This is a genomic window from Nonomuraea endophytica (assembly GCF_014203235.1).
Classification (GTDB): domain Bacteria; phylum Actinomycetota; class Actinomycetes; order Streptosporangiales; family Streptosporangiaceae; genus Nonomuraea; species Nonomuraea endophytica.
On the sequence record NZ_JACHIN010000001.1, the window covers coordinates 736522 to 749919 of the forward strand.

Consider the following 13398-nt stretch of genomic DNA (forward strand, 5'->3'; position numbering starts at 1 on the left):
TGGCGCGGCCGCTTGCCCCCGGCAGTCTGGAACTCGTCGAACCGACCACTGACCTGGAGGAACACCATGAAGCTCCGCACCCGCCTCGCCGCCGCCTCGCTCGCCGCCCTCGCCGTCGCCGGTGGCGCCACCAGCACCGCCGCGCAGGCCGCCGCGCCGGACGCGCCCGCGGTCGTCCAGACCAACGTGCTGTCGGCCGACGCCGCCCTCAAGATCGCCGACGCGGTGCAGAAGGAGGCGGCCAAGCAGAAGCAGCGCGTGACCGTGGCCATCGTGGACCGCTCCGGCGCCACCCGCCTCATCCTCAAGGGCGACGGCGCCGGGCCGCAGACGGAGGAGTCGGCCAAGCGCAAGGCGTTCACCGCGGTGTCCTTCGGTCAGCCGACCAGCGCCCTGTCCAAGAACCAGGCGCTGGCCGCCATCCCCGGCACCCTGCTGCTGGCCGGCGGCGTCCCGGTCGCGTCGGGCGGCGCGCCGATCGCCGGGATCGGCGTGGGCGGCGCGCCCAGCGGCGACATCGACGAGGCCATCGCCCAGGCCGGCCTGAAGGCCGTCCAGGGCCGACTCGGCTGATGCCCGCGGACGCCCCCCATCCGACGGCAACCCTTTTGAGTGATATATCCCGTTCTGTCCAAAAAGGTGGGAAAGGGAGAGAGGATGGGGGCGTGAGTGGGGTTGGCAGGCGCGGGCTGCTGCTCGCGGGACTAGGGCTCGTGGCGGCGGCCTGTGGCGGAGGTGGTGACCGGGCGGCGGTATCGACCGCTCCGGGCGTTACCTCCCCAACAGCCGTGAAAGGATCAGACGTGCTTGACGAACAACTGCTTACCGCCGCCGCCGCAGGTGAAGCCGCCGCGGTGCGCGAGGCGGTGACCGAAGGGGCCGATCTCGAGGCCCGTGACGGCCGCCGGCGTACCGCTCTGCTGCTGGCCTCGGCCGCCGACCACGTGGAGGTCGCGCAGATCCTGGTGGCCGCCGGCGCCGACCCGAACGCGCTGGACGCCCAGCACGACACCCCGTGGCTGGTGACGGGTGTGACCGGCAGCGTGGCGATGTTGCGTGTGCTGCTGCCCGCCAAGCCGGACCTGACGATCAGGAACCGCTACGGCGGCGTCTCCCTGATCCCGGCGTGCGAACGCGGTCACGTGGACTATGTCCGCGAGGTGCTGAAGACCGGCATCGACGTCAACCACGTCAACGACCTCGGCTGGACCGGCCTGCTGGAGGCGGTGATCCTGGGCGACGGCTCGGCCAAGTACCAGGAGATCGTCCGCCTGCTGCTGGCCGCGGGCGCCGACCGCGAGCTGGCCGACCGTGATGGAGTCACCTCGTTGCAGCACGCGGTGAAGAAGGGCCAGCGGGAGGTCGCCGACATCCTGCGCGGCTGACCGGGTGCCTTATGGGCGCACCCGGATCTCGCCGACCGGGCGGCCGCCGCCGTACAGGACACCCGTGGCGAGGACGTCCAGGTCGGGGCCGGACAGACCGAGGCGGCGCAGGGCGGCGACCGTGACGGGCGTGCGGGCGCGCGACGAGCCGTCCTCGATCTTGACGGTGCCGGCCCGCCCGTCCTCGAAGACGAAAGCGTCGAACGCCTCGGCCCCGGACTTGAGCATCAGTCCCGGTACGGCCCGCATGAGCCTGGCCTCGTCCCGGTGCGTGCCGGACGTCCACTGCGGATAGGCGCGCATGGCGTCGAAGACCCGCCGCTCGTGGCTGCCGGGACCACCGAGCGGCAGGGCACGGAACGCCCTGGTCACCCCCACCATGGACACGAAGAACAACGGCGCCCCGCACCCGTCCACCCCGGAGGCGGCCACGCGCTCGCCGGTCAGCTCCTCGACCGTCGCCCGCACCGCCCGCTGCAGCGGATGCCGGGGCTCCAGGTAGGTGTCCAGCGGCCAGTCGTTGAGCACGCAGGTCGCGAGCATGGCGGCGTGCTTGCCCGAGCAGTTCATGTACACGCGGGCCCGATCGGTGACCGTCCGGTCCTCGGGATAGTCCTCGGGACACCGCAGAGCCGACTCGTCCAGCCCGGCCCCGGCCAGGATCTTGCGCACCCCGTCCACATGGTACGGCTCGCCCGCGTGCGAGGCGCAGGCCAGCGCGAGCAGTTCACCCTCCAGCGAGAGCCCGTCGCGGAGCATGCCGAGCGCCTGGATCGGCTTCATGGACGAGCGCGGCGAGGCGGGCACGTGGACCGCGCCGTGCGCGTCGACCGGCGTCCCGTCCGCGTCCATGGTGAGCACCCGCGCCAGATGCGTGGACTCCACGAACCCGGATCGGACAACTTCCACAACGAGCGACATTCCTCGCCCCCTTTCATCAGGAGTCTACGGATGGGCGAGAATGTGTTCCCATGCGGGCGGTGGTGCAGCGAGTGAGTACGGCCTCGGTGGTCGTGGACGGTCAGACGGTGGGCGCGATCGACGAGCCGGGCCTGCTCGTGCTCGTGGGCGTTACCCACACGGACGCGGCGGAGCAGGCGCGCAAGCTGGCCGCCAAGCTCTGGGGGCTGCGCATCCTGGACGGCGAGAAGTCCTGCTCGGACATCGGCGCGCCGATGCTGGTCGTCAGCCAGTTCACCCTTTATGCCGACACCAGGAAGGGCCGCCGCCCCACCTGGCAGGCGGCCGCCCCGGGACCGGTGGCCGAGCCGCTCGTGGAGGCCGTGGTGTCCGAACTGCGGGCGCTCGGCGCGCACGTCGAGACCGGACGCTTCGCGGCCGACATGAAGGTCTCGCTGGTCAACGACGGCCCCATCACGCTGGTGATCGACGTCTAGGGTGGGGCTGGCCCCACCCAAAACCGGCCATCCACCGCCATGTCCCCAGGCAGGCGGCGCTTCCTATCGTTCTGGTATGCGAAAGATCCTCTGGGTGCTGGCCGGGGCCGCGCTCGTCGTCGCCGCGCTGACCGTCCACGCCTTCGGCCGCGAGCCGGGCCCGGCGCCCGTGCCGCAGGCGGAGACGACGTTCGGCTACCACGAGCTCCCGGGGACCGACCTGACCATCGAGGCCGACGGGCCCGTACGGCTCACCGTCGTGGCCGGAGGACGGCAGCGGGTGGCCATCAAGCGGGAACTCAGCTGGACCGGCGGGCGCCGCCACGAGGAGTCCTGGGAGGACGCCCAGCACCTGCGCATCGCCTACGCGTGCGACGACGGGTGCGCGGCCGACTACGTGCTGACCGTGCCCGAGTCGACCCGGATCACGGTCACCGGCGCGGCCAGAGGGCTCACCTGCGCCGCGAAGGTGACCTGCGCGGAGGAGTGAGCTGCCCCGCCGCGCCGGATGGCCTTCGCGGCCTGCCGTAGCGGATGGACTGGCGGAACCGGATGGGCTAGCGGATGCGGCGGCGCATGGCCGGGTCGATGCTGACGTTGCGGCCCGCGTCCGGCGGCACGATGATCTCCTGCGTGGCCGCGACGCCGCCGGCCAGCAGCGTGGCGTCGACCGGGACCGTCCGCTTGACCATGGCCAGCGCGATCGGCCCCAGCTCGTGATGACGGACCGACGAACCGACCGCGCCCACCTCCTGGCTCTCGAAGATGACCGGCGCGCCGTGCGGCGGCAACGTGTCGACACTGCCGTCGAGGTGCAGGAAGACCAGACGCCGGGGCGGGTGGCCGAGGTTGTGCACGCGCGCGACCGTCTCCTGCCCGCGGTAGCAACCCTTGGTCAGGTGTACGGCCTCGCCGATCCAGCCCACCTCGTGGGGAATGGTCTTGTGGTCGGTGTCGAGCCCGAGGCGCGGCTGGTGACGCTCGATGCGCAGCGCCTCGTACGCCCAGATCCCGGCCATGCGGCCCAGACCCGCGCCGAGCTCGGCGCGCGGGATGTAGCGGTCGCCGTCGGCGGTGGAGATCACGGCCAGTTCGGCGTCGGCGCTGGAGACCTCGACGCGCAGCATGAACCGCATCTTGTCGAGGTAGTCGATCAGCGCTTCGGAGGCGCCGGGCTCCACGTGGGCGAGCACGGCCTCGCCGTCGTCGACCAGCGTGAGGTGGTGCTCGACGCGGCCCTGCAGGTCGAGGATGAGGGTCTGGGTCCACTCCCCCGGCTTGAGGGTGTCGAGCTTGTTGGAGGTCAGATCGTTGAGCCATTTCAGCCGGTCTGCCCCGGAGACGCGGACGATCTCGCGATTGCTGCGGTCGACGACCGCCTCTCCCTTGATCAGCGCGCGCTGTTCGGCGAACAGGTCGCCGTAGTGCGCCGCCACGTCGGCGTCGGGGGCTTCGGCCGCGACCGCGCCGGGGAGATCGAGCAGAGGGCTACGCATGCCTTCCAGGCTATCTGCAGTTGCGGCACAGCCCGAAGACGGTCAGGTGATGGACGTCGGCGACGAACCCGAGCTGGTCGTCCAGCCCTTTGACCAGGCCTTCCGCCATTTCGGGCCCGACCTCCCCGACTTCGCCGCAGCCCCGGCAGACCAGGTGCACGTGGTCGGCGTCGGCGGCCAGGTGGTAGGTGGGCGCGCCGTGGCCGAGGTGGGTGTGGGTGACCATGCCCAGCTCTTCGAGGAGTTCCAGGGTCCGGTAGACAGTGGAGATGTTCACCCCGCGCGCCGTCTCCCGGACCTTGACACAGATCTCCTCCGGGGTGGCGTGCTCAAGGTCCTTGACCGCTTCCAGCACCAGCTGCCGCTGCGGCGTGACCCGGTAGCCCTTGGCGCGGAGTTCCTCGTGCCACTGCGTCTCCGTCATGCCCTGAGAATAATCGCTTGCCCGGGTTCGGGAGCCTCGCATAGCGTCGTCAGCACGCGGAAAGGAGGTGGTCCAAACAATGGTGATTCATAGTTGGGCTAGCGAGGTGGTTGTCCGCTAACGAAGCGGACTCCATTGTCTCGCGTCGTTTCGGCGAAATTCGAGGCAACCACCGGGGCCCCGCGGCTGCTGGGGGGCGGGAGGTCCATCCCGACCCATGGCCCATCCAGCCCGCCCGCTCGAGCGGGCGGAGCCTGCCCGGGGCCCTTTCGCCTTTTCTCTCCTAGTGCTCGCTCCGCCAGGGGATGCCGAGCTTCTCGCAGGACTCGCGGTAGAGCGTCACGACCGCCTTGCGCACCTGGGGACGCTCGGTCAGCGTCTCCCCCCACGGCACGTTGAGCTTCTCGCCCCCGTCGATCGTGAACTCGATCGCCTCCGCCGTCACGTCACTCGTGACCGCCTCGGTGGCCTCGGGCCGCCCGCCCAGCCCGCGCACGATGATGAGCGCGTCGTCGGTGTGGTCGTCGTTCATGTGGCGCTTGATCGCCTCGACGACATCAGGGGTGAAAGGGGTAGTCATATCCGCTCAAGCTACCTTCTTCAGCTCCGCCGACATATGGGACGTCAGCGGGTGTCCGGCGGCGGCCATGTCATAGGCCCACATGAGGTTCCCGTTGACCAGCCCGTAGATCCTTTGCCCCGCCGTGTATTCCTTGGCCGACTCCGTCCGCGCCACCACGTCGGTGCGCAGCTCGATCTTGTGGAAGACGACCTCGCCCAGGTAGATCTCCACGATGCCCGTGGGATGCGCCAGCACCACCTCAAGCTGCCGCTCGGGCCGCGCCCGCCAGTAGCCCGACTCGGTGGCCAGCGGCCGCACCCGGTTACCGTCCTCGTCGAGCAGCCAGGTCCGGCTCACGTACTCCAGGAACGGCTTGCCGTTGTGCCCGAACTCGATCTCCTGCCCGAAGTTGAAGCTCTCGATCGTGGGATATCCGCCCACTCCGGCGCCTTCCCACCTGCCCAGCAGGAAGGAGATGTGCTCAAGATCGGGGTGTGCCTCAGGGGTTTCCATGCCGCCCAACATTACTCTCCGTCGCCCGCCGTTCCCGGGGTACGGCATGCCCTCGCACCCCGCCCGTGGGTGCGGTTCTGAGGGCCGGCGGAGGAGGCGTAGGGTGGCCTGCATGGCACGATCACTGGTGATCAAAGTGACCGCGGGGGCCGACGCCCCCGAGCGGTGCAACCAGGCCTTCACCGTCGCCGCGGCCGCCCTGGCCAGCGGTGTTTCCGTATCCCTCTGGCTGACCGGCGAGGCCTCCTGGTTCGCGTTGCCGGGCAGGGCCAAGGAGTTCAGCCTCCCCCACGCCGCCCCCCTGACCGACCTGCTGGACGTGGTCCTGGCCGCCGGCCGCGTCACGGTCTGCACCCAGTGCGCCGCCCGCCGCGAGATCACGGTGGACGACCTCATCGACGGCGTGCGCATCGCCGGAGCCCCCGCCTTCGTCGAGGAAGCGGTGGCGGAGGGCGCTCAGGCGCTGATCTACTGACCTTCGATCCGCCCCAGCGCCTCGGCCGCCGCCCGCCGGTAGCGGTCGTCCAGGTGCGCGTCCCAGTGGGTCACCCGGGCGGGGCCGGAGGCGATGGTTTGGAGCGCGGGCACCGCCTCGGCCGCCGCCTTCCCCAGCCACCCCAGCGCCTCGACCGCCCGCAAGCCCTCGCTCGGGTAGGTGATGGTGTCATCGGGCAGCGGCCGGACCGTGACGGCGGCCAGAAGCGGCTCGACGAGCCCGTCGGCATCACCGGTGATCGCCCACAGCGCCCGCGCGATGCCCACCCGGTCCCACCGGAAGCCGTCGACCTCGTCGTCCAGCAAGGCCCGCAGACGCGGCGCCGCGCCCGCCGCCACCGGCCCGAGGTCTTCCAGCAGCGGCGCCAGATCACGTGCGCTGTGACCGCTTTCCGCCAGGCGTGCCGTGATGATCGCGACCACGTCGCCGGGATCGCCGGTGATCCGCCAGAGCGCCCACGCCGCGTCCGGCCGCTCCGACTCGTCGTCCAGCACTCCCCTGACGTGCGGCACCGCCTCCGCGGCGGCAGGCCCGATCGCCCCCAGAAGCGGCAGCACGATGATCGAATACCCGTAGCGCGGGAACTTCGTCGTCAACGCCGGGAGCAACGGCGCCGCCGCCTCGCCCCAGTCCACCAGGGCGTAGATGACCTCGACCAGATCGAAGCCGCGGTTCCCCCTCAGTTCGGGACCGCGCAGGAAGGCGTCCAGGCCCGTCAGCAGCCGGTCCGCGTGCGGGGCCATCGCCCGGACCGCCTCGGCCAGGAAGTCGGCCTGTTCCGCCGACACCTCGCCCGCCTCGGCGACGATCTCGACCAGGCCGGGGAAGTCGCCGGGATAGGTCTCGGGCGCTCTGTCCACAAGGATGGGGACAAGTTCTCGCGCGGCCGTACGCCAGCGCAGCACCGCGTCCTTGACCTCTATCTGGCCCCAGCCCTTGAGCCGCTCCCTGGTGGCCAGCTCGACCGCCAGCGCGCGGTGCCACTTCTCGGACTCCTGGAAGGCGTCCCACAGCCGCAGCTCCGGCGGCAGCCGCTTGAAGACGGGGTCGCCGACGGCCGCGACCCGCACGGCCTCGGGATCGGGCTCGGACACGTCCGCCCTGGCCAGTCCCGCGGCGGCCGCCACGCGTAAGACGGGGTGCTACAGGGACCGGAACCACTCCACGTTCTCGCGGGCGGCGAGCATCCCGACGGCCAGCACCGCCGCGGCCCGCACGTCCAGGTGTCCTGTGGAGGCACGCGCCTTCAACGGGCCGACGCTCCGGGCGGCGCCGTCGGGCAGCCGGCTCAGCAGGTACGCGGCCCTGATGGCGACCTTCCGCTTCGGGTCGTCCAGCAGCCGGATCGGCGTCTCCAGAGCCGCCAGCATGCCCGCCCGCGCCACTGCCGCGTGGTCGGGCTCCGGCGGCAGATCAGGGTCGCGGAAGTCGTCCAGGGCGCCGGTGCCGTCGGCCACCTCGGCCAGGAGCCTGAGGATCAGCGCCCGGCGCGGCAGCCCCGGGATCGCGAGCTGCTCCATGAGGTAGGGCACCAGCCGGCCGGCATATTCCCGGACCTCCTTAGAGGAGTGGCCGGTGAAGCACTTGCGCCACAGGTCCCACACGTCGAGCCGCGGGGCCTCCGCACCGGTCAACGGGGCAGGACGGCGGAGAGGCGTTCGGTGCGCAGGGCCTCGTACCAGCGGTCGTCCAGCGGCGGGAGGTCGCCGGCCGACCAGGTCAGCAGGAGGTCGGCCAGGGCCGGGTTGCGGGCGAGGGCGGGGCCGTGCAGGTAGGTGCCGACGACGTGGCCGGCGTAGCAGCCCTCGAAGCCGTTGCCGTTGCCCACGCCGGTGACGACCTGGGACAGCGGCTTGACGCCGGGGCCAAGCTGGGTGACGCCCATGTGGTTCTCGAAGCCGGTCAGCGTGGGCAGGTTGAGCGCGCTGTCGACCTCGGCGACGAGTTCGCCCACGGCGCGGGCGGGGCCCCGGGTGCTGCTGATGTCGAGGACGCCGATGCCGTCGACCGGCTGGCCCTCCTCGCCGCCGAAGGTGGATCCCATGATCTGGTAGCCGGCGCAGACGGCCAGCATGGCCGCCCCTCGGGCGATGGCGCGGTGCAGGCCGCCGTCGCGGCGCAGCCGTTCAGCGGCGAGGATCTGGGGGCGGTCCTCGCCGCCGCCGATGAGGTAGATGTCGCCGGTCTCCGGCACGGGGTCGGCCGAGCGTACGTGGACGACCTCGGCGTCGATGCCCCGGCGGCGGGCACGCTGCTCCAGCACCAGCGCGTTGCCCTGGTCGCCGTAGGTGCTGAGCAGGTCGGGGTAGATCCAGACGATGCGCAGGGTGCTGTCAGACGGCACGGCCGAACTCCGATCGGATCTGCTGGAAGGCGGTGTAGTTGGCGATCACGTCGACCCGGCCGGGCGGCTGCGCGGCGAGGGCCTCGGAGAAGGTGTCGGCCAGCACGAACGGCACGTCGGCGACGTCGAGCCGCAGCGCCAGGTCGAGCCGGCGCTCACCGGTGACGAACACCGGCCGCCCGCGCAGGATGCGGTAGTCGACGTCCCAGAGCCAGGAGGTGTCGCGGCCGTCGGGGCCCTGGGCGTTGACCGACAGGATGATCGGCAGCGCCGGGTCGGAAACGTCGAAGGCCTCCAGCCAGCCTGCCGGGTTCTTGGCCAGGAGCAGGCGGGCGTGGCGGCCGTCGCGCTCGACGGTGGTGTAGCGGCCGGCCACGGAGGTGACCTCGCGCAGCCTCGGCAGGGCGCGCTCGACCGGCAGCCCGAACGCCTCGGCGACGGCCAGGGCCATCGCGGCGTTGGAGCGGTTGGCGGCGCCGGGCAGCTGGATGTCGAGCACCCAGCGCTGGCCGCGCGGGTCGATCACGGCGTCGTCGTCGAGGATCCACTGCGGCTCGGGCCGGTGGAAGGTGCACTCGCGGCAGGCCCAGTGCCTGTCTTTACGATCGAGCGGCCCGCCGCACTCGGGACAGCACCAGCTGTCCTCCTTCCAGCGCTGGCCGCCGGAGACCCAGGTGACCTTGGCGGCGGTGGAGGCGCCCCAGGTGACGAGGGGGTCGTCGCAGTTGGCGATGACGTGGGTGGGTTTGCCGGACAGGGCCCGCCGCCACTTCTGGGCCAGCAGCCAGATCTCGGCGGCGCGGTCCATCTGGTCGCGGCTGAGGTTCATGAGGCAGACGACGCCCGCGCCGGTGGTGTCGAGCACCTCGGGCAGGTACTTCTCGTCGACCTCCAGCACACCGTAGGGCGCGTCCTTGTGCTGCGACAGCGCGGAGACGTGCCCGGCGGGCATGTTGGCGCCGTAGGCGTTGGTGGCCACCTCGCCCATCTCCAGCAGCGCGGAGGTGATCAGCCGGGTGGTGGTGGTCTTGCCGTTGGTGGCGCTGATGAGGGCCAGCCTGCGGTCGCGCGCCAGCTGGCGCAGCAGATCGGGCTCCAGCATGAGGCCCACGCGGCCGCCGATCACCGAACCGTCGCCACGTCCGGTCATCCTGGACAAGGTGGCGGCACTGCGCCCCAGGGCACTCGCGAGCTGAGCCCGCAGGGGAAGCTGGGTCATGGTTATGGATCCTAGTCAAGGCTGGCCGGTCCTCGGCGTCACCGCCGGATTCCCGCCGTGGACGGGCGGCCGGGGATCGGGACAACCGCCCCACAAGCCCTTTTTGCCGGTACGCGCCAGCTCCGCCTGCTGCCGGAACTCCTTCTCGTACGCCACATTCGGCCACACGCGAAGAAAGAAGGCGTTCCCCTCGGCCAGCTGGCTCTCGTTCACCAGCACACCCCGGGCATTCCACACATAACGCAGCTGCCGCCGGTAGTCGTCGAACTTCCGCTCGTCGAAGGCGATGGTGACGATCGACCCCCGGGGCGCCAGCTTCAGCAACGCGTCCGTCGACTTCTTGGCCCAGCACTGCGGCGACGGGTGCATCTCGGGCGCGTCGATCCCGATCAGCCGGACACGCTGCTCACGCCCCGCGTACTGCCCGTCGACCGGCGAGACCACCATCGTGTCGCCGTCGCTCACCCACACGACCCGCGCGCTCTCGACCGGCGGCGGGCTCGCGGGCACCAGCCCGGAAATGGGCGGCCTGACGAAGGTGTCGGCCAGCACCCACACCGCGCCCAGCGCGGCCACAACCAGCAATATTCCGATCACGGTCAGTCGCACACGGGCAGACCTACCCAGACTCGGCGAAGGTGATCTCGGGCGCGCCGCCATTCTCGAACGGCAGCACGAACCGGCGCGGCCACGACAGCACGCTCTCCAGCCACCCCGCGCCCATCATCTGCCCGACGTGCCGCAGCCGCGCGGCGGTCTCGATCCCGATCGCGACGGTCAGGATGTCGCGCTGCACGGCCTCGTTCTCGTCGTCGCCCAGGATGACCCGCCACGCCAGCGCCCGGTTGTGGTCGATCTCCATCGACAGCGGGTGGTGGCGCAGCGCCTTGGCCCGGTGGCCGAGCAGCTCGCTGCGCACGAGTTCGGTGGAGGCTCCGGTGCCGAACAGCGCGTATTCCAGCGGCGGCGCGGGCGCGCGCAGGTCGGGCGCCGGATGCCCGAACGGGAAGAGCCTGTCCACCTCGTGCAGCCACCGCACCTGCGGGATCACCCACGACGGCCCCGGCCGCTCGCCGCCGCTCTCGGCCGCGTTGAGCAGCTTGGCCGCCGTCTCCGCCGCGTTCTCCACCAGAAGCGCCGGGTCGAACCAGCTCCGCAGCGCCCACGCCCGCCTGCTGACCGCCCGCTCGACCAGGGTGGCCAGCAGGCACTCGCGCCGCCTGGCCGGCACCTCGGCCCAGACCCCGGCCAGCGCGCGCGGCACCCCGGGCAGCGGCCGGTTGCCGACGAAGGCCAGCACGACGGTGTCGCACCAGATGCGCAACCACGCCCACTCGGGCGCGCCCGCGAGCACGTCCGCCTCCCGCAGCTCCACGAGCGTGCAGGCCTGTCCGGTACGGCACGCCGCCCCGCAGGCCGCCGAGCGCCGCCCCCGGATCGGCGGCGGCGGTCCCGGCAGCACCTTCTCCCGCGACTCCCCGAGCGGCACCATGATCCGCAGCGGCCGGTCCATCCCGTCGGCGAACACCGCGGCCGCGCCCGGCTGCAGCGAGACGACCTGGCGGGACTGCTCGTCGCTGAGGTTCATGGCGGCGCCGACGAGCTGCCTGTCGTCCTCGGCCGGCAGCCGGTGCACGACCTTGAGCGCGGTGTTCTTGACGACGTCGGAGACGAGCTTGGTCGGGATCTGCTCGGCCACGACGATGCCCTCGCCGTACGCGCGGATCTCGGCGAGCATTCCGGCGAGCAGTTCGACGGCGTGGGTGGAGGCGCGGCCCGCGCCGCGGTCGCGCAGCAGCCGGTGCGCTTCCTCGATCACGATCACGTGCCGCAGCCCGCCGGACTTCTCGCCTCGGGCGCGCATCCGCAGGTGCTCCACGATCCGGATGATCAGCGTGCCCATGAGGAACGCCTTGTCCTCGTCGTTGGCCACGTCCTCGATGGCCAGGACGACGTTGCGTTCGAGCAGGCCGCCGATGTCCGCCGGGTGGCCGCCCTCGAAGAAGCGCCCGGCCGAGCCGACGCGCAGCGAGCGCAGCCGCAGCGAGATGAAGCCCTCGACGTCGGCCTGGACCTCGCGGCCGTAGCCGATCTCCTGGATGACGTCCATGGCGTGCTGCTGCAGCTGCTCCAGCGTCGGCACGCTGGGCGGGACCTTCGAGCCTGGCACCGCGCCGCCGGTGACGACGTCCCAGCCGGTCGCCTCGTAGACCCGCTGCAACGCCAGCGACATGATCTGCGGGAACGGCTCCTCGGCGTCGAAGGCGGCCATGAACAACGCCCGGATCATGTCGATGTGCGCCTGCACCGGGTAACCGGGCTCGGGCTCCAGCGGGTTCACGCTGAACGGCACGCTGTCCGGCGCCGACGGGTTGATCACGGTGACCGGGGTGTCGATCCGCCCGGCCATGGCCTGGTACTCCGACTTGGCCGGTTCGATGGCCAGCCAGGGGATTCTGGTGGCGCTGAGCTGTTCGAGCAGGTGCCGGACGGTCTGCGACTTGCCGGAGCCGGTCGCGCCGGTGACGAAGGCGTGCCGGTTGAGCGTGGCCAGCGGCACCCGGAACGCGCCCACGCCGCGGTCCTGGCCGTCGAGGATCTCGCCCAGGTCGAGCTCGCCCGCCTCGGAGGCTTCCGAGGTGACGTCGAAGAATCCGGCGTCCAGCACGCGCAGGCCGGGCACCTCCCGCCTGGGCAACCCGGCGAGCGCCGCCAGCGCGCCCGCGGTGGCCGCGAACGGCGCGGCGGCGCCGTCGCCCGGGTCCTGCAGGTTCAGGCTGAGTGCCTCGGGCAGCGCGTAGACGGCGCCGGCGGCGCTGCGCAGCCGGTAAGGGTGGTGGCCGATCTCGACCGAGCCGACCAGGACGGGTGCGAGCTGGCGCAGCTCGTCGGCGGTGGCGGCTCCGGCCAGCGCCCTGACGTTCCACAGCCCGGCCTCGCGGAAGGCGTCGAGCTCCTGCATCCGCCTCTCGGCGCGCTCGGCGTCGAACCTGGAGCGCTCGGAGGCGTCGCCGTACTGCCTGAGGACGTTGAGCTGGGTGCGCAGGTGGGCTACCTCCGCGTCGAGCATGTCGGTCGGCTCGGCCACCAGCAGCCAGGCGAACGGCCGCGACATGAGCGTGACCAGCGTCGACTCGAACAACGTGGGCCGCTTCAGCTCGTCGGGGTCGTACTCCCTGCGCGCGTTCAGCGGCGGCGCCTGGCGTCCCGGGCAGGGCATCCACACCAGGTCGGACAGGTCGGCCAGGCACTCATCGCCCAGCTGCACGCCCCTGGCCCCGCCGGGGAACAGCAGCGGCTGCGGTCCGCGCGCACCCTCTGGCCCCGGGGCGCGGCGCGGCTGACGGGGCGGCGACAGCGGCCCGGCGTTGGTGATCAGCTCAAGCGGCGCGCCGGAGCCGCGCGAGAGCCAGCCGATGACGAACGGCCGCTGCCGCTGGGCCGCCGAGAGCACGGCCGGCAGGATGGAGACGAAGTCCCACTCCGCCGATGAACTTCGCGAGGGTGCGGCGATCGACTGGATTCTGTACCAGGGTCCGCTTAGTTGCATCTCATCCCCCAC

At 71.7% G+C, this 13398-nt stretch carries 16 protein-coding genes; 5 read left to right on the forward strand and 11 right to left on the reverse strand.

The window, feature by feature from the left end; translation table 11 throughout:
• The first annotated feature begins 66 nt into the window (after nucleotides 1–66).
• Both HNR40_RS03445 and HNR40_RS03450 read left to right on the forward strand, forming a co-directional pair.
• On the forward strand, nucleotides 67–573 hold the full coding sequence (locus HNR40_RS03445; protein WP_184958239.1) for a GlcG/HbpS family heme-binding protein: 507 nt from the start codon (nucleotides 67–69) through the stop codon (nucleotides 571–573).
• 230 nt (nucleotides 574–803) lie between these two features.
• Nucleotides 804–1385 carry an ankyrin repeat domain-containing protein gene (locus HNR40_RS03450; RefSeq protein ID WP_312896166.1) on the forward strand — a complete coding sequence of 194 codons (582 nt, stop codon included), beginning with the start codon at nucleotides 804–806 and terminating at the stop codon, nucleotides 1383–1385.
• A 9-nt stretch (nucleotides 1386–1394) separates the two neighbouring features.
• Here the strand turns inward: HNR40_RS03450 and HNR40_RS03455 are convergent, their stop codons facing one another.
• Nucleotides 1395–2294: an asparaginase gene (locus HNR40_RS03455; RefSeq protein WP_312896167.1), complete on the reverse strand. Its 900-nt coding sequence runs from the start codon at nucleotides 2292–2294 to the stop codon at nucleotides 1395–1397.
• A 62-nt stretch (nucleotides 2295–2356) separates the two neighbouring features.
• On the opposite strand from HNR40_RS03455, the gene dtd reads away from it, so the two are divergent.
• Both dtd and HNR40_RS03465 read left to right on the forward strand, forming a co-directional pair.
• A complete protein-coding gene (dtd, locus tag HNR40_RS03460; RefSeq protein ID WP_184958245.1) occupies nucleotides 2357–2782 on the forward strand; it encodes a D-aminoacyl-tRNA deacylase in 426 nt (141 codons plus the stop codon).
• 76 nt (nucleotides 2783–2858) lie between these two features.
• Complete coding sequence (locus tag HNR40_RS03465; protein ID WP_184958247.1) at nucleotides 2859–3272, forward strand: hypothetical protein; 414 nt, start codon at nucleotides 2859–2861, stop codon at nucleotides 3270–3272.
• Between the two features lie 67 nt (nucleotides 3273–3339).
• Here the strand turns inward: HNR40_RS03465 and ygfZ are convergent, their stop codons facing one another.
• The 4 genes from ygfZ to HNR40_RS03485 form a co-directional block, all read right to left on the reverse strand.
• Nucleotides 3340–4278: a CAF17-like 4Fe-4S cluster assembly/insertion protein YgfZ gene (gene ygfZ / locus HNR40_RS03470; protein WP_184958249.1), complete on the reverse strand. Its 939-nt coding sequence runs from the start codon at nucleotides 4276–4278 to the stop codon at nucleotides 3340–3342.
• A gap of 10 nt (nucleotides 4279–4288) precedes the next feature.
• Nucleotides 4289–4702 carry a Fur family transcriptional regulator gene (locus tag HNR40_RS03475; protein WP_184958251.1) on the reverse strand — a complete coding sequence of 138 codons (414 nt, stop codon included), beginning with the start codon at nucleotides 4700–4702 and terminating at the stop codon, nucleotides 4289–4291.
• Between the two features lie 283 nt (nucleotides 4703–4985).
• Entirely contained in the window at nucleotides 4986–5282 is a 297-nt protein-coding gene (locus HNR40_RS03480) for a DUF2470 domain-containing protein (RefSeq protein WP_184958253.1), read from the reverse strand.
• Between the two features lie 6 nt (nucleotides 5283–5288).
• On the reverse strand, nucleotides 5289–5777 hold the full coding sequence (locus HNR40_RS03485; protein WP_184958255.1) for a heme-binding beta-barrel domain-containing protein: 489 nt from the start codon (nucleotides 5775–5777) through the stop codon (nucleotides 5289–5291).
• Nucleotides 5778–5889: 112 nt separating this feature from the next.
• Between HNR40_RS03485 and HNR40_RS03490 the strand changes: the two genes are divergently transcribed.
• A complete protein-coding gene (locus HNR40_RS03490) occupies nucleotides 5890–6252 on the forward strand; it encodes a DsrE family protein (protein ID WP_184958256.1) in 363 nt (120 codons plus the stop codon).
• Here the strand turns inward: HNR40_RS03490 and HNR40_RS03495 are convergent.
• The 6 genes from HNR40_RS03495 to HNR40_RS03520 are packed head-to-tail and all read right to left on the reverse strand — an operon-like array spanning nucleotide 6246 to nucleotide 13290.
• A complete protein-coding gene (locus HNR40_RS03495) occupies nucleotides 6246–7400 on the reverse strand; it encodes a hypothetical protein (RefSeq protein WP_184958257.1) in 1155 nt (384 codons plus the stop codon). The genes HNR40_RS03490 and HNR40_RS03495 overlap by 7 nt on opposite strands.
• A 15-nt stretch (nucleotides 7401–7415) precedes the next feature.
• Entirely contained in the window at nucleotides 7416–7907 is a 492-nt protein-coding gene (locus HNR40_RS03500) for a HEAT repeat domain-containing protein (RefSeq protein WP_184958260.1), read from the reverse strand.
• Nucleotides 7904–8617, reverse strand: coding sequence for a type 1 glutamine amidotransferase (locus HNR40_RS03505; RefSeq protein ID WP_184958262.1), 714 nt, complete (start codon nucleotides 8615–8617; stop codon nucleotides 7904–7906). The genes HNR40_RS03500 and HNR40_RS03505 overlap by 4 nt, the downstream gene beginning before the upstream one ends.
• On the reverse strand, nucleotides 8607–9836 hold the full coding sequence (locus HNR40_RS03510) for a MurT ligase domain-containing protein (RefSeq protein WP_184958264.1): 1230 nt from the start codon (nucleotides 9834–9836) through the stop codon (nucleotides 8607–8609). The genes HNR40_RS03505 and HNR40_RS03510 overlap by 11 nt, the downstream gene beginning before the upstream one ends.
• A 15-nt stretch (nucleotides 9837–9851) precedes the next feature.
• Entirely contained in the window at nucleotides 9852–10445 is a 594-nt protein-coding gene (locus tag HNR40_RS03515) for a thermonuclease family protein (RefSeq protein WP_184958266.1), read from the reverse strand.
• A gap of 10 nt (nucleotides 10446–10455) precedes the next feature.
• Nucleotides 10456–13290, reverse strand: a complete 2835-nt coding sequence (locus tag HNR40_RS03520) for an ATP-binding protein (RefSeq protein ID WP_312896168.1) — start codon at nucleotides 13288–13290, stop codon at nucleotides 10456–10458.
• Nucleotides 13291–13398 lie beyond the last annotated feature (108 nt).